The sequence below is a fragment of the Halomonas sp. EF61 genome, from assembly GCF_040147045.1.
GTDB lineage: Bacteria > Pseudomonadota > Gammaproteobacteria > Pseudomonadales > Halomonadaceae > Halomonas > Halomonas litopenaei.
In genome coordinates this window covers 1,165,206-1,185,098 of the sequence record NZ_JAMSHM010000001.1, presented here as the reverse complement: position 1 = coordinate 1,185,098, position 19,893 = coordinate 1,165,206, and the positions used below count along the sequence as shown (strand labels likewise).

Below are 19,893 nucleotides of genomic sequence, written 5' to 3'. Positions count from 1 at the left end.
AAGGCCTCAGGCTGAAGAAAGGGACAGGTTGGCTTTCATATATCCGGCCTGTTGTTGAAGCCTGAGGCTTCTGGCCTTGATGAGACATTCGCGCATACCGTCCTTATCAGCACTTCGGCATTGGCTGCCTCTGCGGTTATCAGGTTTTCAGTATGCCGGTCTGACCTGTTTTTCATCGTGCCTGTTGCCTACGCAACCTTGGGACTGGTGGGCGGTTACCTCGCCTTGGACGATTACAGTTCTTCCATCCAAAATGGTTTTTTATGCTGCGGTGGCTGGTTTTACACAGTAATTCTCACCACGAGTGATGACCACCCAAGCGATCCGAATTAACTTGTTGGCCAAGGCGACAGTGGCCTTGTTAACGCCGCGGGTAGCCACGAGACGATTGATCCACTGATGAAGAGCGTCATCTTTTCCTGCAGCACACCTGACAGCAGCCCTGGCGCCATGAATAACCAGGCCTCGAACGTAGGGGTCGCCCCGTTTCGTGATGCCGAGTAGTACATTCCGGCCGCCCGTACTAAATTGCTTGGGCACCAACCCCAAGGCGGCCGATGCATCACGTCCGCGAGCAAACTGCTTGCCATCGCCCATCCAGCTTTTGACCGCTTTGCTGACAATGGGGCCAAATCCGGGAATTTTTAGTAATCGCTGGCAGACGGCGTCCTGTCGGGTGTCATGCTTCAGTTGATCATCATACCAAGCTAACTCCTCGTCCACAGCGATCAGCCGTAAATGCTGGCGATGCAGCAAGGTGCGCATTCTATCGGTCAAATCATTGCGCGTATCTTCCAGGATATCGGGTAGTGCCTTTCTCAAGACGCTATGTCCTTGCTTCAGCACCAAGCCATATTCTGCGAGTAGCCCGCGCACGTGATTGATCAATCGCGTGCGCTCTGCCGACAGGTGCCTGCGCATCTGCAAAAAGGTCTGCTCATCTTGATGCTCAATAGTCTTGATAGCCACGGGCCGGATAGTGCCGTGCTGGCAGGCTTCGGCTATCGCTTGAGCATCGTTGTAATCGTTTTTCTGGCCGCGAAGATACCCCTTGACATGTTGAGCCGGTAGGAGCTGGACACGATGACCGAGCTTTTGAATCTCGCGAGCCCAGTGGTGAGAGGAAGCACAGGCTTCCATGGCCACCGTGCACACGGGTTGTTGAACCATGAAATTCAGTAGCTTGGTACGAGTGAGTTTGGTCTTTCCTTCACGCTTGCCCTGCGAGTTGAGTGTCACCAGGTAGAAGCTGCTTTTGGCCAGATCAATGCCGATTGTCTTATGCTTATTCATGGTCTTCTCCTGCTCATGCAGATAGTGGACGTCACCTCTATCTTGGCGCACTACGACGCCGGCTTGGAGTGGGAGGAGACCATCTCATCAGCACAGGGACCGACGTTATCAACAAGAGCAACAGCAGGCCGGCCCGGGTCATCAACGCCATTTGCCCACCTCCTGCACGACACGTTCGACATCCTCGGGAGTGATATAGCCCGTGTGCTTATAGCGAATGATGCCCTCGGCATCGACGAGGAAGGTCTCCGGCACACCGTAGACGCCGAGCTCGAACCCCAGATCGCCATCCGGATCGAAGATATTGACTTCGAAGGGGTCGCCGAACTCGTCGAGAAACTCCCGCCCCTTGACGCGGGTGTCCTTGTAGTTGATGCCGACCAAGCGCACGCCGCGCTCAGCGAGTGTCAGCAGCTGGGGCATTTCCTCCTTGCAGGTCGGACACCACTCGGCCCAGACATTGACCAGCGTGACCTGCCCGTGCAACAGCGACTCATCGACCCGGGCACCGGGATCCTTCAGTGTCGAGAGGGAAAAGGCAGGAAACTGCTGGGCTAGCAGTGCCGAATTGCGGGCACTGGGATCCATGGCCAAGCCTCGGTAGAGAAAGAAACCCAGTCCCAGGAAAACCAGCAAGGGGAAAAGCAGTAACAGTCGCCGTTTCATGTATGGACCTCACGGAGGAGAGTGGAGTCAGCTGCCACTGAGCGCTGACGCCGATAGCGACGGTCCGCCACCGCCAGCAGACCGCCAGTGGCCATCAACAACGCCCCCAGCCAGAGCCAGCGTACGAACGGCTTGATCTGGATTCGCATGGCCCAGGCACCGTCACCCAAGTCTTCGCCCAGCGCCACGTAAATGTCCTGCAGCAGCCCAGGGCGAAGGGCGACGTCGGTCATGGGCTGACCGCGGGCAATATACAATCGCTTCTCGGGCCGTAGGGTGGTGACATGCTGGCCATCACGTGCCACCTCAAGGGCTGCCGTATCGGCCAGGAAATTGGGACCGCGGCGCTCGCTCAGGTCGGTCATGGTGAAGCTGTAACCGCCTATCTCGACACGCTCCCCCACGGCAAGACGTACGTTACGCTCGATGGCATAGTTCGACACCATGGCCACGCCCACGATGGTGATGGCCATGCCCAGATGGCCGACTACCATGCCCCAATGCGCCAGCGACAGCTTGCGCAAGCCGGCCAGGGGGGAGGAGGCATGGCGGGTCTTGTCGAACAGGTCACGGATCAACGCCAGCACGACCCACAGGGCCATGACCAGTCCCAGCGCCACGGCGGCGTTCCATTCTCCGCCGTAGAGGAACGGCACCGCCGCCGCCATGATCAGCGCGGCGATGCCGGACCGAAGTAGTCGGCGCATCAACTCGCGCCCCGCCATCTGCTTCCAGCGCGCCACGGGGCCTAGCCCCATGAAGGCACACAGCAGCACGGTCAGCGGCACGAATAGCGTATTGAAGTACGGTGGGCCGACGCTGATCTTGCCCAGCCCCAGGGCATCGAGAATCAGCGGATAGACCGTGCCCAGCAAAACGGTCACGGTCATGACGACCAAGAGGATATTGTTGATCAGCAACAGCGCATCACGAGACAACCAGCCGAAGCCCACATTGCCGCTCATCCGCGGCGCACGCAGGGCAAAGATCAGCAAGGAAGCGCCCACCGTGAACCCCAGCAGTGCCAGAATGAAAATGCCCCGTGACGGGTCATTGGCGAAGGCATGCACCGACGTCAGCACCCCGGAGCGCACCAGGAAGGTGCCCAGCAGCGACAGCGAAAAGGTAAAGATCGCCAGCAGGGCGGTCCAGCTCTTGAAGGTGCCACGCTTTTCCGTGACTGCCAGCGAATGGATGAGCGCCGTCCCGGTCAGCCAAGGCAGGAACGAAGCGTTCTCCACGGGGTCCCAAAACCACCAGCCGCCCCACCCCAGCTCGTTGTAGGCCCACCAACTACCCAGCGCGATGCCCGTGGTGAGGAAGGCCCAGGCAATATTGGTCCAGGGCCGCACCCAGCGTGTCCAGGCGGCATCGAGCCGCCCTCCCAGCAAGGCAGCGATGGCAAAGGCGAAAGCTACCGAGAAGCCCACATAGCCCATATAGAGCATGGGGGGATGGAAGATCAGCCCGACGTCCTGTAGCAGCGGGTTGAGATCGGCGCCGTCCTGAGGCACTCCCGGCAGCAGACGTTCAAAAGGGCTCGACGTGATCAGGATGAACAGCAAGAATCCGGTGCTTACCATGCCCATGACCCCCAGGACATGGGCCAGCATGTCACGCGGCAGGTTCCGCGAGAACAGGCTGACGGCGAAGCCCCAGCCGCTGAGGATCAGGCTCCATAGCAGCACCGAGCCTTCGTGCCCCCCCCACACCGCCGTGAGCTTGTAATACCACGGCAGCATCGAGTTGGAGTTGTTGGCCACATAGGACACGCTGAAATCGTCGAGCAGGAAGCTCGCGGTCAGGCTGGCATAGGCCACCAGCAAGAAGGCGAACTGCCCCCCTGCCATGGGCTCGGCGAAGGCCATCCAGAGTGGGCGGCGGAGCGTGACACCCGCTAACGGAACCAACGCCTGTATAAACGCCAGGCCCAGCGCCATGATCAGCGCGAAGAGACCGAGTTCAGGAATGATTTTGACGAGCATGGTGATTCCGGCTTGAGTCGCGTGATTTCTTGGGACGAGGCAATCGGCATCGGCAGCCGTCAATTGGAGCTAGTCCGTCGCTTTCGATGCAGGGCCCAAACGAGTTTCGCCAAGAGCGGCAGGAGCGTGATACCGCTGAGCAGTATCAACGCGACCGTGAGAACGCGGGAGTCGGCGGTAATCAGGACTTCGCCGAACATGACGATCAGGTACGCCGTCGGAAGTACGCCAGCCAGCGTGGCAATCAAGAATCGCCAGAAGGCCAGTGGTGTAAGGCCCGCCGCGTAGCTGACGGCATCAAACGAAATGAATGGCACTAATCGCGATGCGAATACGACGAGCATCAACCCCGTCTGAGAGCGTTCTTTGCCCAGCCAGTTGAGGATGGGACTAGTACGCGACCAGCGATGGATCACCTCATAGCCGAGCAGGCGAGCGATGCCGAAGGCGAGCAACGCGCCGGCCTCAGCACCGATGACCACATACGCCGTCCCCCATAGAGGGCCGTAGATCGCACCGGCCACCATGGCTATCGGCCCACTGGGTATCGGGCTCATGACTATGGCCGCTATCATCATGGCGATAATGGTCAATGGCCCCCAGACCCCCAACTGGCCAACCCACTCACGCAGGGCCTGCTTATTGGTGAGCGTCGATAAGGCACCGGTCTCCATTAGGATCCAATAGAGGATCACCAAGCCAATCAGCACAGAAGCTCCCAACATGAGCCTGTGTTTTACACCGAGCGTACTTGCCATACTCATCTCAGTTGTGTGAGGTGACATCTCATGTCACTCCTGTGCCGTTATGGCGCGTCATTCGACACCTAATATGTTGCGAAGCCGGTCGGTCGACACCGCACCATTGATGCGCTGCACATTACCTTCATCATCGCGGTAATAGCTGGTCGGCGTTCCCGTGGCGCCGGCCTCGCGCATGAGCTGGGCATGCCGCCTAAGAAGCGCTCGACTCTCCTCCGACGGCACTACCGGACTGATGCCGCCATTGCGGAAGTTCAATTCATGGGTTTCGAGGGCTTTGGTTGGGGCATTCGACTCAAGGATCGCGGCCGCCTTGCGGAGACTATCCTCTGACAGAGCGCCGACCAGCACATGACGAAGCTGAAGCTCACCTTGATCGATTAGAGACCGTGAGCTCTTCCACAGCGCATTGCAGTAGGGACAATTGGGGTCGGTCAGCGTATACACGATATGTGACGCACTATCAGGACCTTCCGGAATGAAGCGAGTGTCCTCGAACGCGCTCCAGGTAGCTTCCAGCATCGGTTCCAGCACCAGAGCTTGAAGTTGGTGTTCCATTACAGCGTTGCCCTGAGGATCAATTAAGGTACCGATGATGGCGTGGTCGGAAGTGGAGGGAATATAAGCCGCCACGGGCTCATTATCATAGGACAAGGCATAACCTTGTATATCTCCAGGGGCATTAAAGGTTCCATGGAATTTGAGTCCTTGATCCAATAATGCCGTAATCGATGCGGGTAGGGGGGCTCCAGTAGCGGCTGTACTAATGGCCTGGTGGCCTTCAAGCGAATCGTCCCCCGTTTCCTTCGCCAGAGCGGGGAGCGTAATGAGACCGAACAGCCCTGCAATAACAAGGCAATAAGTGGAATAGATGATTTTCTTCATGAACGGTCTCTTTGTCGCTCTCTGATCAACCCCGGAATCGTGCCTGCTTGTAGCGATGGGCTGTCAGCTATCACGCTTCTTTCCGAAGAACAGATACTTGGCGAGCGCGGCGACGCCAAACACCAGCGCGATAATCAGCAGGATGGAAATGAGCCCCATCCCTGCCATCCCCCACGTGCATGCTTCGCTTCCCATCATCTTGGTCTCCTATTAAATTTTGCTACTCAGACTTGGCGGGCCCGAACCGCCTGGGGTTCACCGCCCGTCACCGGCGAAGCGTCATCGATATCCGGCGTGAAGCGGCGTAGCCGCAACGAGTTGGTCAACACGAAGACGCTGGAGACGCTCATGGCGGCTGCCGCCAGCATGGGGCTGAGCAATACGCCGATGAACGGATAGAGCACGCCCGCCGCCACGGGGATCAGCGCCACGTTGTAGCCATAGGCCCAGACGAAATTCCCGATGATGGTCCGGTGGGTACGCTTGGAGAGCGCCACGGCATTGACGATTCCCCTCAGGTCGCCACGCATCAGCACTACGTCGCCGGCCTCGATGGCGATATCCGTCCCGGTGCCGATGGCGATGCCCACGTCGGCTTGTGCCAACGCCGGTGCATCGTTGATGCCGTCGCCCACGAAGGCGACCTTACCGCCCTCGGCCTGTAGTCGCTTGATCTCGTCTGCCTTCTGGTCAGGCAGCACCTCGGCGAGTACGCGCTGAATGCCGACCTGTCGGGCGATGGCGTCGGCGGTGGCGCGGTTGTCGCCGGTGAGCATCGCCACTTCCAGCCCCAGCGCCTTGAGTGCTGAAATGGCTTCGGCCGAGCCCTCCTTGAGCGGATCGGCCACCGCGATGACCGCGGCGAGTCGGCCGTCCACCGCGGCATAGAGGGGGCTCTTGGCATCCTCGGCAAGCGCCTTGGCGCGCTCTTCCGCCTTGCCGAGCCCAATCCCGAGCCGGTTCATGTAGCGATCGGCCCCTACGTAAAGCCGGTGACCGGCGACGTCGGCTTCGATGCCGTAGCCCGGCTCGGCGCTGAAATGGCTGACGGCCGGCAGCTCGAGTCCACGCGCCTGGGCGCCGCGCACGATGGCATCGGCGATGGGGTGCTCGCTCTGGGCTTCCACTGCCGCGACCAGTCGCAGCACCTCATTCTCGTGCCCCTCGATCACTTCGAAGTCGGTCAGCTCGGGGCGACCCTGAGTCAGGGTGCCGGTCTTGTCCAGCACGACGGTATCCATCTTGGCCAGCGTCTCGAGCGCCGCGCCCTTGCGAAACAGCACCCCCATCTCGGCCCCCTTGCCGCTACTGACCATGATCGCAGTCGGGGTGGCCAGGCCCATCGCGCAGGGGCAGGCGATCAGCAGCACACTCACCGTGGTGACGAAGGCGAAGGACAGCGCCGGGGCCGGCCCGACGGCGAACCACACCCCGAAGGTGATCAGGGCGATGGCGATGACCACGGGCACGAAGACACCGGCGATCTTGTCGGCCAACTGCTGGATCGGGGGTTTCTCGGCCTGTGCCGCTTCCACCATCTTGACGATCTGTGACAGCACGGTGTCGGCACCGACCCGAGTGGCGCGGAAGGTAAGCGCGCCGTTCTTGTTGATGGTGCCGCCGACGACTTCGGCATCCTGCTGCTTGGCAACCGGTACCGGTTCGCCACTGATCATCGACTCGTCGACGAAGGAATGGCCTTCTTCAACGATGCCATCCACCGGGATACGCTCGCCCGGGCGGGCCAGGATGCGATCGCCGGGCACGACGGCCTCGATCGGCACCTCGACCGCTTCGCCATCGCGGATGACGCGGGCGGTTTTCGCCTGCAACTGCAGGAGCTTCTTGATCGCCTCGGAGGTACGGCCTTTGGCGATGTGCTCGAAGTAGCGTCCCAACAGGATCAGCGTCACGATCACCGCCGCCGCCTCGAAGTAGCTCACGGCGGTATCAGCCGGGAAAAAGCCGGGTACCAGCAGAGCGACGACCGAATAGAAGTAGGCGGCGCTCGAGCCGATCATGACCAGACTGTTCATGCCCGGGTTGAGATGTCGAAGTTCGGCATAACCACCGCGATAGAAGCGCGCCCCGGCATAGAACTGCACGGGCGTGGTCAGCAGCCACTCGACGCCCATCCAGCCGCGATGCGGCATCAGACTCGCCAAGAGCGCATCAAAGTCGGGAATCACTTTTCCCATGGCGATGATGACCACCGGGATGGTGAGCACTGCCGCGAGAATGACCCGGTGGAGAAGCTGTCGTCCCTCGCGATCCTCGTCGTCCGCCTGCTGCTGCGACTCGGTTTCCTGCGGTTCATAGCCCGCCTCGCGGATGGCATGCTGAATGCGTGCCAGCGATACGGTCCCCGGCAGGAAACGGACGAAGGCCTTCTGGGTGGTGAGATTGACACTCACCTCCACCATGCCGGGCAGCTTGCCGAGCGCTCGTTCTATCCGCGAGACGCAGGATCCGCAGCTCATGCCGGCGACGGGAATCTCGAGGCTCTCCACCACCGGCTGATAGCCCGCCGTTACGATAGCGTCGAGCAGGCTGGCCGTCGTGGAGCCTCCCTCTATCTGGATCGCCGCCTTCTGTGTGGCCAGGTTCACCTGAGCGTTAATCACGCCCGGCTGCTGGCCGAGGGCCCGCTCAACCCGTCCGACGCAGGACGCACAGGACATGCCCCGAATCTCGATATCGACGTTTTCCGCCATTGCGGTCTCCCCCAACTTGGTTCTTCATCAGCCCAGCGTGCGCGCTTCGGGACTCCTGCGTTACACTGCCAGAAGCGACGAGGCCGCTCATTCGTCCCTATCGGCGATGGCGTCGACGATGGGGCAGCCTTCCTGCATCGGTCCTTCGCCTGTACATTCTTCAAGCGTTTTGGACAGCACAGCCTCGATTTGCGAGAGATGCTTGATCTGCTCGCGAATCTTGTGCAGCTTCTCTTTCTCGTAATATCGGATCGCCTGACTGGCGATCCCACTACGTTCGGCAAGCTCACCGATACTGAGGGTTTGCATGGCTTCACCTCTCGCACTGTGAATCGGAGCTTCTAGCCGCCCGACTGGGCCGGGCAGCCTGAGTCACGAGTCGTGACTTCGACTAGTCCGGTTGGCGCACGACCCGCAGATAGGGTGTCTTGGCATCCCAGCCGTCGGGGAAGTGTTGTCTGGCGTCGTCATCCGTGAGCGATGGCAAGATGATGACATCGTCACCGGTTTGCCAGTCGACGGGCGTTGCAACCTTGTGCTTGTCGGTTAGCTGAAGCGAGTCGATGACCCGCAGGATTTCGTCGACGTTGCGCCCGGTGCTGGGCGGATAGGTCAAGGTCAGGCGAATTTTCTTGTCGGAATCGATAATGAAGACGGTACGCACCGTCACCTTGGGGTCGGCTTTCGGGTGGATCATTCCATACAGCGTCGCCACCACCTGGTCTTCGTCCGCCAGTAGGGGATAGTTCAGGGCCGCGCCCTGGGTCTGCTCGATATCCTTCGCCCAGTCGTGGTGAGAAGCGAGGGGGTCGACCGATACCCCCACCAGCTTGACGCCACGCGCGGCGAACTCGTCCTTTCGCCTGGCAAACGCGCCAAGTTCCGTGGTACAGACTGGCGTATAATCGGCGGGGTGCGAGAACAGTACGGCCCAGTCCTTGCCCAGCCACTGATGAAAGCCAAGCGTGCCTTCGGTGGATTCGATCGTGAAATCGGGAGCTATCTCCCCTAGCTGTAGGGTCATCTCACTATCCTTATCTATGGTAAGTGTCGGATGATGCACTACGCACGATAACCTTTAAGTCAACTTTAAGGTCAAGGGCTTTCGAGGAAAGGAGTCTATTCTTTTACGTTATATCAAAAGGCATTAACTCATGGATGACTTTGAGGTAGGCGCAACCCTTAGAATTCTCTGCCTAACCATGTCCGAAGTAGGCGGCCGGCCCCAGGCTGCTTCGCGCCCAGCACCTTGCCCCCCCCCAGGAAGCGTAACGCCTTGGAATCTCTCTCTTCTATCGGTCTGATTGGCGCCTTCGCCGGCGGGTTGGTTTCCTTCTTCTCGCCCTGCACCTTGCCGCTGTTGCCGGCCTACCTGTCGGTGGTCACGGGCGGGAGTGCCGGCAAGGCCGATAGACGCCTGGAGGCATTGATCCTCAGTGCCTTCTTCGTCTTCGGCTTCAGCATCGTGTTCATCCTGTTGGGACTCGGCGCCAGTGGTATCGGCCAGCTGATGCGGGGGTATCGCCAGGAATTCAACTGGGTCGCCGGCTCGGCGGTGATCGTGCTGGGCCTGTTCATGACCGGTGTGTTCCGGTTGCCGCTGTTCCAGCGCACCCTTCAGTTCACACCGAACGTCCAGGGTGGCTCCCCGCTGTCGGCGACGGTGTTCGGGATCTCCTTCGCCATCGGCTGGACGCCCTGTATCGGCCCCATCCTGGGCGCCATCCTGATGGCCACCTCCAGCGCCGCCAGTGCCCAGGCCGGCATGCTCTATCTCAGCGCCTACTCGGCGGGCCTGGCGCTGCCTTTTCTCGCCAGCACCCTGCTGATCAATCGATTCGCCCTGCATCGGCAAAGTCTGGGTAGGTGGAGCGCCTATGCTCGCCCAGTCGCCGGCACGATCGTTATCCTGATGGGCATCGCCATCGTCTCGGGCACCATGACGCGGCTTTCCAGCATCATGGTCGACTGGTTTCCCTCGCTGGCGACACTGGGATAGTCGGGTCGGCGGCGGTGGCAAGGTGTAACCTGTTCATATCAGCGAGGAGAAACGCCACCGACCACGCAACAGAAACCTTTTGTACAATGGAGGGTTCTTCATGGAAAAAGACCCCGTTTGTGGCATGAGCGTCGATCCCGCCTCGACGGAGAGCGTCGAGCATCGCGGTGAGCGTTACTATTTCTGTAGCAAGCAGTGCGCCGAGCACTTTCGCGAGGATCCAGGCGCCGTGCTTGCCGCCACCTCGGCGGCTGCGTCGAAGCCCAGTGGCAAGGCCAATTATTTCTGCCCCATGTGTTCTGGCGTAGAGAGCGAGGAGCCGGGGGAGTGTCCCATGTGCGGCATGGCGCTGGAACCCGTCAAGCCGCAACCGTCGTCGAGGGTCCAGTATACCTGCCCCATGCATCCGGAGGTGCGGCAGGATGAGCCCGGCGACTGCCCCAAGTGTGGCATGGCACTCGAGCTCACCCGCGTTTCCGGAGAGGAACGCAGCTTCGAGTTTCTCGAGATGTTCCGACGCTTCTGGGTGGGCGGCCTGCTGACGCTGCCGGTGTTGTTCGTCGCCATGGGCAGCGTGCTGCCCGGTATCGGCCCTTGGGTGGATGAGGTGCTGCCCGCCGGCAGTGGTCACTGGATCGAACTGATCTTTGCCACGCCCGTGGTGCTATGGGCCGGATGGCCATTCTTCCTGCGTGGCTGGAAGTCCCTCGTCACACGCAACCTCAGCATGTTCACGCTGATCGCCCTCGGTGTGGGGGCGGCCTATGGCTACAGTGTCGTCGCCACGCTCGCCCCTGGGATATTCCCGGCCACTTTCCGTGACGCCGATGGCTCGGTCGGCGTGTATTTCGAGGCGGCGGCGGTGATCGTCGTGCTGATCCTGCTCGGTCAAGTGATCGAGGCCCGCGCCCGCGAGAAGACCGGCAGTGCGCTGCGCGCGATCCTCGATCTCGCGCCGCCGACCGCACGACGCATCGATGCCGAGGGCAATGACGAGGAGGTCTCGCTCGACGAGCTGTGTACCGGTGACCGTCTACGGGTACGCCCCGGTGACAAGGTGCCGGTCGATGGCGAGGTGCTCGAAGGCCACAGCACGCTGGACGAGTCGATGGTGACCGGGGAGTCCCTTCCCGTCGAGAAGCGCGAGGGCGACACGGTCATCGGCGGCACCGTGAGTGGTCAGGGCAGCTTCGTCATGCGCGCCGACAAGGTCGGCGAGGACACGGTGCTTTCGCAGATCGCGGAAATGGTGGCCGAAGCGCAGCGTTCGCAGCCGCCCGTTCAGCGGCTTGCCGATGTGGTCGCCGGCTATTTCGTCCCCGCGGTGGTTATCGTGGCGATCCTGGCATTTATTGCCTGAGGGATCTGGGGGCCACCGCCGGCGATGGCCTACGCGGTGATCGCCGCGGTATCGGTGCTGATCATCGCGTGTCCCTGTGCGCTCGGCTTGGCGACGCCGATGTCGATCCAGGTTGGGGTCGGTCGCGGGGCCCGGGCGGGCGTGTTGATCAAGAATGCCGAGGCACTGGAACGTTTCGAGAAAGTCGACACCCTGGTCGTCGACAAGACCGGCACCCTCACAGAGGGTAAACCCCGGGTCGTATCCCTCAAGCCCGTTTCCGGCAGTGATGAAGCGCAGTTGCTGCAACTTGCCGGCAGCCTCGAGCGAGGCAGCGAACATCCGTTGGCCGAGGCCATTGTCAGTGCTGCGCAAGAGCATCATGTCGAGCTGAGCGATGCCAGCGATTTCGAGGCGGTGACCGGCATGGGGGTCACCGGTCGGGTCGAAGGACGCGAGCTTGCGCTTGGCAATGCCCGGCTGCTCGAAACACGTGGTGTGGAGGCGCGGGAATGGACGCAGCGTGCCGAGACGCTGCAAGCCGAAGGGCAAACCGTGATGTTCCTGGTGGCCGATGATCAGGTCATGGGACTCATCGGTGTCGCGGACCCGATCAAGGAAACCACCGCACAGGCGATCCGGACGCTCAAAGAGGATGGCCTGCGCCTGGTTATGCTCACCGGCGACAACCGTACCACCGCCGAAGCCGTGGCGCGCCAACTTGGTATCGACTAAATTGAAGCGGACGTACTGCCGGAAGATAAAGGGCGTATCGTGCGCGAGCATCGCGAGGCCGGGCGCGTGGTCGCCATGGCCGGCGACGGCGTCAATGACGCCCCCGCCCTGGCCGAGGCTGACCTCGGTATCGCCATGGGCACGGGGACCGATGTCGCCATCCAGAGCGCGGGGGTGACTCTGGTGAGAGGGGATCTCTCCGGCATTGTTCGCTCCCGGCATCTCAGTCGCCGGGTGATGCGCAATATCCGCCAGAACCTGTTTTTCGCCTTCGTCTACAACAGCCTGGGGGTGCCTCTGGCCGCCGGGGCGCTGTTTCCGTTCACCGGCTGGCTGCTCAGTCCCATCTACGCCGCCGCCGCGATGAGCCTGAGCTCGGTCTCGGTCATCGCCAACGCACTGCGGCTACGCGCCGCCAAGCTATGAGCCGGGGCCGCCGACAACCATAGAGGAGGGGGAGCATCATGGCTTATGTCGACCTGCAGCGACGTAGCGTATTGCGCCGCATCGGCGGTGTGGCGGCGTTGTCGACCCTGGTGGGGGCCGGGGTATGGACCGGGAGATATCGCCCCGCTCTGCGGGCGGCGTCCGCGTCAACGGCCATGGAGGGGCCCTTCGACGTCGACCTGCGTGTGCGAGCCCGTCCCGACAAGGTGGCTATCCTGCCCGGTGCGCCGAGCGACGTCTGGCGCTACACGGCCGAGCGAATCGTCGGGCCTGAAGATACCCTGACGCCCGTGGGTGAGAGTTATACGGGGCCATTGATTCGCCTGCGTCGTGGTCAGCGCTTGCGGGTACGCATCGACAACGATCTCCCCGAAGACACCACCGTGCATTGGCATGGTCTGCACGTACCACCGGACGTGGATGGTCAACCGCGCCTGCCGATCGCGCCAGCGACGAGCATGGCGGTCGCCTTCGATGTCGTGGATCGTGCCGGTCTGTACTGGTACCACCCCCATCCTCACGGCCCCGATGGTGGCCGGGTTGGCTTTCAGAGTTACGCCGGCCTTGCCGGTCCACTGATCATCAACGACGACGCCGAGCGTGCCTTGGAGCTCCCCGACGGAGAGCGGGAACTGGTCCTCATCCTGCAGGATCGCACCTTTAGCAATGGCAATGAGCTTCAGTACATCGACGATGGTGGCATGGGGGCGATGATGACCCGCATGCAGGGCTTTCGCGGGGAGCGGGTACTGGTGAACGGCCACCCGGACGCGCGACGCGAGGTGTCCACGCAGCCATATCGATTGCGCCTGCTCAACGGCTCCAACTCGCGCATCTACAAGCTGGCCTGGAGCGATGGCCGGGCGGTGACCGTCATCGGCACCGACGGTGGCCTGCTCGCCAAGCCCGAGCGGCGCCGCTCGGTCACACTGGCGCCGGCCCAACGGATCGATCTGTGGGTCGATTTTGGCGACACCGAGCCGGGAGAGTCCGTACAGCTGGTGAGCGAGGAGTACCAACTCGGCATGATGGGCGAGCGAATGGGCGACATGATGGACCGGGGCATGATGGGCGATCGAATGGGCGGCATGATGGATCGAGGGATGATGGGTGATCGAATGGGCGAGATGATGGATCGAGGCATGATGCGCGACATGATGGGAAGCGAGCGGCTCTCGCTAGTTACCTTCGCCGTCGTCGCACGGGCGAACGATGCGGAAACCCTGCCGGAACGCTTGGCTCAAGACCTGCCGGCCTCCCCGGTTCAGGCCGATACGCCAGTACGCCGCTTCGAGCTGGGCATGCGCATGATGCAGGGGTTCACGATCAACGGCCGGCAGATGGAGGGCGCGACGGTGGCAGATGACGAGATCGTCCGGCTGGCGCAGACGGAGATCTGGGAGTTCGTCAACAACACCATGATGCCGCACCCCATGCACGTTCATGGACTGCAATTCCTGGTTCAGGAGCGGATATCGGCGGGCGGCAAGACGGACCTGCACGATGGGATCATCGACGCGGGATTGCATGACACGGTGCTGGTGTTCCCGGAGGAACGGGTGCGCATCGCTCTGACCTTCAAGGACTTCGAGGGGTTCTACATGTACCACTGCCACACCATGGAGCATGAGGATGCCGGTATGATGCGCTACTTCAAGGTGGTGGCATAACGAACCGGTCTGGTTTCGATCACACCGTATTTCGATCACCTGGCAACCACACGGGATGACGATACAGATGTCCTTCTACGAGAATCGTGTTCTGCCGCATTTCCTCCACCTGGCGTGTGGCAACACGGTGGTCGATCGTCAGCGGGCGGCCGTGGTGCCGCAAGCCCGGGGCCGTGTTCTGGAGGTGGGTATGGGGTCCGGGCTCAATATTCCCCACTACGATCCGGACCGGGTCGAGCTGGTCTGGGGGCTCGAGCCTTCCGAAGGCATGCGACGCAAGGCCCGCCACAACGTCGCCAGCGCACAGTTCGAGGTGCGCTGGCTGGACCTGCCGGGCGAGGAGGTCCCTCTCGACGACAACAGTGTCGATACCGTAGTGCTCACCTACACCCTGTGCACGATTCCGGACTGGCACCGGGCGTTGGAGCAGATGCGTCGCGTGCTCAAGCCGGATGGCCAACTGCTGTTCTGCGAACACGGCACGGCGCCCGACGAAGCCGTACGCCAGTGGCAGCGCCGTATCAATCCCCTGTGGCGCAGAGTGGCGGGGGGCTGCCATCTCAACCGCGACATACCCGAGCTTATCGGGCACGCAGGCTTCGGTATCCAGCGGATGGAGACGGGCTATCTTTCGAAGGCCCCGAGGTTCGCTGGCTTCAATTTCTGGGGGGCTGCTGTTCCCCGCTGATCAAGCTCGCGTGTAATGAGGCGATTCCCCGAACAACTGGCCATCCACTTCGATGGCGGTGCCATCCACGAACACTGGCACATAGCTCAGGGTCTTGACCTGATAGTCCAGGATCGGCGGCGCCAAGTGCCTTGCCCAGTAGCGAGCGATGCTCTGGAGCGCGTCGAGGTGGACCGTCCCCATGCGTACCAGGTATTTGCCGAGGCGGCCTCTCGCCGGCACGGTCTCGATGCCCAGCAGCTTCGCCGTGACCGGATCCTGACGAAAGGCGTCCAGATCGGACGCGCGCCATTGCCCGTGGCGAGGGAGGCCACCAGGCTCCAGAGTGTCTTCGCAACACTGGCGTCGTGCTTGAGGTGACTTTGCTAGGTGAACTGGCTCAGCAGGCCACTGAATAGCTATTAATAGACATTATTTAACCCTTGAGCGCCAGAATGCGCCTGGCACCGTTGAGCACAATGACCCCCGCGATGGTGCCGATAATCAGATCCGGATAATTGGTTCCGGTCCACGCGACCAAGGCGCCGGCGGTGATGACCCCCAGGTTGATCACCACGTCATTGGCCGAGAATATCCAGCTTGCCTTCATGTGCGCCCCGCCCTCTCGATGTTTGGATATCAGCAGCAGACAACTGGTATTGGCAATCAATGCGACGAATGCGATAGCCATCATCATCAGCGATTCAGGCTCGCTACCGAATACAAAGCGCCTGACCACCTCTGCGAGTACGCCAACCGCCAGAATCAGTTGGAGCACACCTGCAAGATGCGCGGCACGCACCTGCATTTTTACGCTATGCCCAACCGCATACAGGGCGAGCCCGTACACGGCCGCATCGGCAAAATTGTCTAGGGATTCTCCAATCAGGCCGGTGGAGTGCGCGATCAGGCCGGCCGTCATTTCCACCACGAACAGGACCGCATTGATACCGAGCAACCAACGCAGGGTGCCGGACTCCTGCGCGGCAGAGGCCGACGTGTCACCGACCGCCTTGATCGACTCAGGATCGGCAGCGGCCGTTTCCTGAAGCGAGGCTCCTAGCCCCAAGGTTGTCAGTTTTGCGGTGATGGGCTCGACCTCGCCGTCATGCACGACCTCTAATCGGCGGTTCGACAAGTCGAAGGACAGCACCCGAATCTCCTCAAAGCCGTTCAGGGCAAGGCGAATCATTCGCTCTTCCGATGGACAGTCCATCTTCGGCACGGCATAAACGCTGACCCATTTCCCCGATGCTTCGGAGGAGCGACGCATATCGGTATCCGCTATGGGCGTCGCATCGCCGTCACAGGGGGCTCCACAGGTTTTGCTCATGATACGACTCCACTTGAATATTATCGGGCTATCATTTAAAACCATATAGTCACTATAAGGTCAACAGAGCGGAGAGAATCCGTTGAGGAGGAGCTTGGTGCGTATTGGTCAGTTGGCAGAGTTGGTAGGGGTCGATACACAGACGATCCGCTTCTATGAACGACAGGGCCTGTTACCGTCGCCTGAACGGCAGGAGAACGGTTACCGTGTCTATACCGAGGAACATGGTGAGCGGCTGGCTTTCATTTGTCGCTGCAGAATCCTGGACCTGTCGCTAGCAGAGATTCACGAGCTACAGAGGTATCAGGACGACCCTCACCAACCTTGTGCCGCCGTGAACGCTTTGCTCGATGATCACATCTCTCACGTGCGCTCGCAGATAACCGCTCTACAGGCGCTTGAGAAACAACTCGTTTCACTGAGAGCGAGTTGCAACGATGGCCGGGAAGTTGAGGCGTGTGGGGTTCTTGCTGGAATTAGCGAGGGAAGCATGCACCAACAGTAGGTTGACGCATCAACCATTAAATCCGGATACCCCCCCCAGCCGTGCATTAGGGCTTGTCTGAAAAGTGCCTACGCTCGGTAATACGGCGTTAAAAATCGGATCAACATGCTCATTTACACCCCGTAAGCTGCGCTGTCTCACCGATTTTTGCCTTGTCTAACCTTCGCTCGCCGACTTTTCGGACAGAGCCTAGAATGTACGAGAGTCTGAAGAAACGCCCCAGCGATCCTGTTCGCCAGGGCGCCGCTGTGCTGATGTATTGAACGCTACTCAGTCGCGGTTAGTCACCATTGCCCACTCGCAGGGCCACGAAGTAGGTGCGGCCTTCGCGGTTGAGCAGAACAGGCACCGCTTGATCATCTGGCAGGCGGGTCAGCATCTCCTTCAGCTGTTCCGGACTCTCTACCGGCTGCTGGCCCAGTCTGACCAGCACATCGCCGGGGCGAATGCCGACGGCAGCGGCATGTCCGGCGGGGGCCACCTTGACGATGCGCACCCCGTGATCGATGCCAAGCCGACGCTTCTCCATGTCGTTCAACGGCTGAACCGCGATGCCCAGTCGAACCGGGTCGCCATCGGATTGACCGGGGCCGGCATCCGGCCACTCGCCAACTTCCACCGTGATGGTCTCCTGCTGACCATCGCGCAACACGGAGAGATCAACGTCTTCGCCGGGGGCCGTCTCACCGATCAGGCGCGGCAGCGTGGTGGAGTGGTCCACTTCCTGGCCGTTCACCTCAAGGATGACATCACCGGCCTTGAGGCCGCCTTCTGTCCCAGGGCTGCCGGGCTCGACCTGGGCAATCAAGGCACCCTCGGCCTGCTCCATGCCGAAGGACTCCGCCAGGTCCTTGGATACCGGCTGGATGCTGACGCCCAGCCAGCCGCGGCTCACGTACCCCTCTTCACGGAGCTGGTTGGCCACATCCAGTGCCACATCAATGGGAATGGCGAAGGAGAGGCCCATGTAGCCTCCACTACGGGTCAGGATCTGGGAATTAATGCCCACGACCTCACCGTCGAGGTTAAACAGTGGTCCGCCCGAGTTGCCCGGGTTGATCGCCACATCGGTCTGGATGAAGGGAACGTAGACGTCTTGGGGCAGGGTGCGGTTGATGGCACTGATGATCCCGGACGTCACCGAGTGGTCGAAGCCGAAGGGTGAGCCTATGGCGGCGACCCACTGGCCGACCTGGAGGTTGTCGGAGTTGCCCAGTTGCAGGGTGGGTAGGTTATCCGCCTCGACCTTGAGGACCGCCACATCGGTCTTCTCGTCGGCCCCCACCAGCTCGGCCGAGAGTTCGCGACGGTCGTTGAGGCGCACCAGAATCTTGTCGGCCTCCTTGACCACGTGCGCGTTGGTCATGATGTAGCCGTCTTGATCGAAGATGAAGCCCGACCCCAGTGACCGACGCGGCTCTTCATTGCGATTGGGCGCACCGCCAGGTGGCATCGGGAAGCGGTCGTCGAAGAAGTCACGGAAGATCTCCGGCACCTCCTGCCCCCCAAATTGCCGTGAGGACGTCATGGACCTCTCGACCTTGCGGGAGGTGGAGATGTTGACCACGGCCGGCGCGGCCTCGTCGACCAGTTCCGTGAAGTCCGGCAGCTGTGGCTCGGCGAGGGCTGGCGTTGCCACCATCAGCAGTAAAGCTAAGCTCATCAGCCAGGCGTGCGAGTAAGGCTTGGGTATCACAATGGGCTCCTTCCGGGGGCATGGAACATGGTAGCCAACTTGGTACAGTGCCCACTATGCAAAGTTCCGTACTCCTAACCCCGGCTCGGCCTTCAACAGAGTTCGGGCTTGAAGCTTGAGTTGCTATAGGTTTTATACTGCTGGGTCATCAGGTGACACCACAAGGATGACGCATGGGACATCATCACGATCATCCCCATCTTGCCCCCACCTCTGGTGACCGTCGGGTGAGTATCGCCATCTGGGCCAACGGGATATTGACCCTTGCCCAGATCGTTGGGGGCATTCTGGCGGGAAGCCTCTCGCTGATCGCGGATGCGCTGCACAATTTTTCCGACATGGCTGCGCTTGTCATTGCGTTTGCTGCCCGCAAGATCGCGAGACGACCGCCCGACTCACAGATGACGTTTGGCTATGGCCGAATCGAGGTTGTCGCAGCGCTGATCAACTACACCACCCTCATTATCGTTGGCATTTATCTAATTTACGAAGGCTTCATGCGCATGATCGACCCGCCAGAGATTCAGGGCTGGATAGTCGTTATCATTGGCATTGTCGCTCTTCTTGTCGATGCGCTAACGGCCTTGCTCACCTGGTCGATGCAAAAACATAGCGTCAATATCCGCGCCCTCTTCCTGCACAACCTGTCTGATGCCTTTGCGTCCATCGCCGTGATCATCGGGGGCTCACTGATTCTGCTGTATGACATGCGTTGGGTAGACCCCGCGATTACGATCGGTATTGCACTCTATATTCTCTATCTTGCCTTTACGGAGATAGGTACCCCTATCCGGACACTGATGCTGGGCTCGCCACCCGATGTCGATGGTCAATCCGTCATTGATCTCCTGCGCAGCGTCGAAGGGGTTGAGGATGTGCATCATGTTCACCTATGGCAAATGCAGGAGAATACCGCCGCGCTTGACTGCCACGTGGTGACGACGGAAGCCGGCTGGCAGCAGCTCGAGGCGATCAAGGCGGATATCAAAGCTCAGCTGAAAGCGCGCTTTGGCATTGGCCACTCCAGCTTGGAATTCGAGCATATTGATTATGCACATCAGGATGCCAACCTTTATGGGCATGGATAACACGCCACTATTCGCCGACTTAGGCACCCAACAGCGGCTGAGCTCCACTCAGCAGTATCCTGAGCTTTTTTAAACCTAACTCTTTGAAGTTGAGAGAAAAATGTACAAAA

17 protein-coding genes and 1 pseudogene are annotated in these 19,893 nt (G+C 60.7%); 6 read left to right on the top strand and 12 right to left on the bottom strand.

Annotated elements, in window-relative coordinates; all coding sequences use genetic code 11:
* Positions 1–261 precede the first annotated feature (261 nt).
* From NFI08_RS05115 to NFI08_RS05075, 9 genes are all read right to left on the bottom strand, one after another.
* Complete coding sequence (locus NFI08_RS05115; RefSeq protein WP_349587730.1) at positions 262–1,293, bottom strand: IS110 family RNA-guided transposase; 1,032 nt, start codon at positions 1,291–1,293, stop codon at positions 262–264.
* Positions 1,294–1,434: 141 nt separating this feature from the next.
* The gene (locus tag NFI08_RS05110) at positions 1,435–1,959 is read right to left on the bottom strand and encodes a DsbE family thiol:disulfide interchange protein (RefSeq protein WP_031217685.1); all 525 of its coding nucleotides are present in this window, start codon (positions 1,957–1,959) and stop codon (positions 1,435–1,437) included.
* The gene (locus tag NFI08_RS05105) at positions 1,956–3,944 is read right to left on the bottom strand and encodes a heme lyase CcmF/NrfE family subunit (RefSeq protein ID WP_348827303.1); all 1,989 of its coding nucleotides are present in this window, start codon (positions 3,942–3,944) and stop codon (positions 1,956–1,958) included. Before NFI08_RS05105 ends, NFI08_RS05110 begins: the two co-directional genes overlap by 4 nt.
* A gap of 59 nt (positions 3,945–4,003) precedes the next feature.
* Positions 4,004–4,702 carry a TVP38/TMEM64 family protein gene (locus tag NFI08_RS05100; RefSeq protein WP_349587726.1) on the bottom strand — a complete coding sequence of 233 codons (699 nt, stop codon included), beginning with the start codon at positions 4,700–4,702 and terminating at the stop codon, positions 4,004–4,006.
* 57 nt (positions 4,703–4,759) lie between these two features.
* Entirely contained in the window at positions 4,760–5,590 is an 831-nt protein-coding gene (gene dsbG, locus NFI08_RS05095) for a thiol:disulfide interchange protein DsbG (protein ID WP_348827301.1), read from the bottom strand.
* Between the two features lie 63 nt (positions 5,591–5,653).
* Positions 5,654–5,788: a hypothetical protein gene (locus NFI08_RS05090; RefSeq protein WP_275886765.1), complete on the bottom strand. Its 135-nt coding sequence runs from the start codon at positions 5,786–5,788 to the stop codon at positions 5,654–5,656.
* Positions 5,789–5,814: 26 nt separating this feature from the next.
* Positions 5,815–8,304, bottom strand: coding sequence for a heavy metal translocating P-type ATPase (locus tag NFI08_RS05085; RefSeq protein ID WP_349587721.1), 2,490 nt, complete (start codon positions 8,302–8,304; stop codon positions 5,815–5,817).
* Positions 8,305–8,391: 87 nt separating this feature from the next.
* Entirely contained in the window at positions 8,392–8,613 is a 222-nt protein-coding gene (locus NFI08_RS05080) for a MerR family DNA-binding transcriptional regulator (protein WP_349587718.1), read from the bottom strand.
* An 82-nt stretch (positions 8,614–8,695) separates the two neighbouring features.
* Positions 8,696–9,328: a peroxiredoxin gene (locus NFI08_RS05075; RefSeq protein WP_045991690.1), complete on the bottom strand. Its 633-nt coding sequence runs from the start codon at positions 9,326–9,328 to the stop codon at positions 8,696–8,698.
* A gap of 252 nt (positions 9,329–9,580) precedes the next feature.
* Between NFI08_RS05075 and NFI08_RS05070 the strand changes: the two genes are divergently transcribed.
* From NFI08_RS05070 to NFI08_RS05055, 4 genes and pseudogenes are all read left to right on the top strand, one after another.
* Positions 9,581–10,303, top strand: a complete 723-nt coding sequence (locus tag NFI08_RS05070; protein ID WP_124804560.1) for a cytochrome c biogenesis CcdA family protein — start codon at positions 9,581–9,583, stop codon at positions 10,301–10,303.
* A 100-nt stretch (positions 10,304–10,403) separates the two neighbouring features.
* Positions 10,404–12,803 (top strand): annotated as a pseudogene (locus NFI08_RS05065) (heavy metal translocating P-type ATPase).
* A 38-nt stretch (positions 12,804–12,841) separates the two neighbouring features.
* On the top strand, positions 12,842–14,494 hold the full coding sequence (locus NFI08_RS05060; protein WP_035470148.1) for a multicopper oxidase family protein: 1,653 nt from the start codon (positions 12,842–12,844) through the stop codon (positions 14,492–14,494).
* A gap of 67 nt (positions 14,495–14,561) precedes the next feature.
* The gene (locus tag NFI08_RS05055) at positions 14,562–15,182 is read left to right on the top strand and encodes a class I SAM-dependent methyltransferase (RefSeq protein ID WP_349587712.1); all 621 of its coding nucleotides are present in this window, start codon (positions 14,562–14,564) and stop codon (positions 15,180–15,182) included.
* Here NFI08_RS05055 and NFI08_RS05050 read toward each other — a convergent pair whose 3' ends face one another.
* Positions 15,183–15,404 (bottom strand): hypothetical protein, encoded by a 222-nt coding sequence (locus tag NFI08_RS05050; RefSeq protein ID WP_108131996.1) that lies wholly within the window; start codon positions 15,402–15,404, stop codon positions 15,183–15,185.
* A gap of 193 nt (positions 15,405–15,597) precedes the next feature.
* Positions 15,598–16,494, bottom strand: a complete 897-nt coding sequence (locus NFI08_RS05045; protein WP_045991694.1) for a cation efflux transmembrane domain-containing protein — start codon at positions 16,492–16,494, stop codon at positions 15,598–15,600.
* A 97-nt stretch (positions 16,495–16,591) separates the two neighbouring features.
* On the opposite strand from NFI08_RS05045, the gene cadR reads away from it, so the two are divergent.
* Positions 16,592–16,999 (top strand): Cd(II)/Pb(II)-responsive transcriptional regulator, encoded by a 408-nt coding sequence (gene cadR / locus NFI08_RS05040; RefSeq protein WP_045991695.1) that lies wholly within the window; start codon positions 16,592–16,594, stop codon positions 16,997–16,999.
* A 280-nt stretch (positions 17,000–17,279) separates the two neighbouring features.
* On the opposite strand, the gene NFI08_RS05035 is transcribed toward cadR, so the two are convergent.
* On the bottom strand, positions 17,280–18,662 hold the full coding sequence (locus NFI08_RS05035) for a DegQ family serine endoprotease (RefSeq protein ID WP_045993875.1): 1,383 nt from the start codon (positions 18,660–18,662) through the stop codon (positions 17,280–17,282).
* A gap of 206 nt (positions 18,663–18,868) precedes the next feature.
* On the opposite strand from NFI08_RS05035, the gene NFI08_RS05030 reads away from it, so the two are divergent.
* On the top strand, positions 18,869–19,783 hold the full coding sequence (locus NFI08_RS05030) for a cation diffusion facilitator family transporter (protein WP_045993874.1): 915 nt from the start codon (positions 18,869–18,871) through the stop codon (positions 19,781–19,783).
* Positions 19,784–19,893 lie beyond the last annotated feature (110 nt).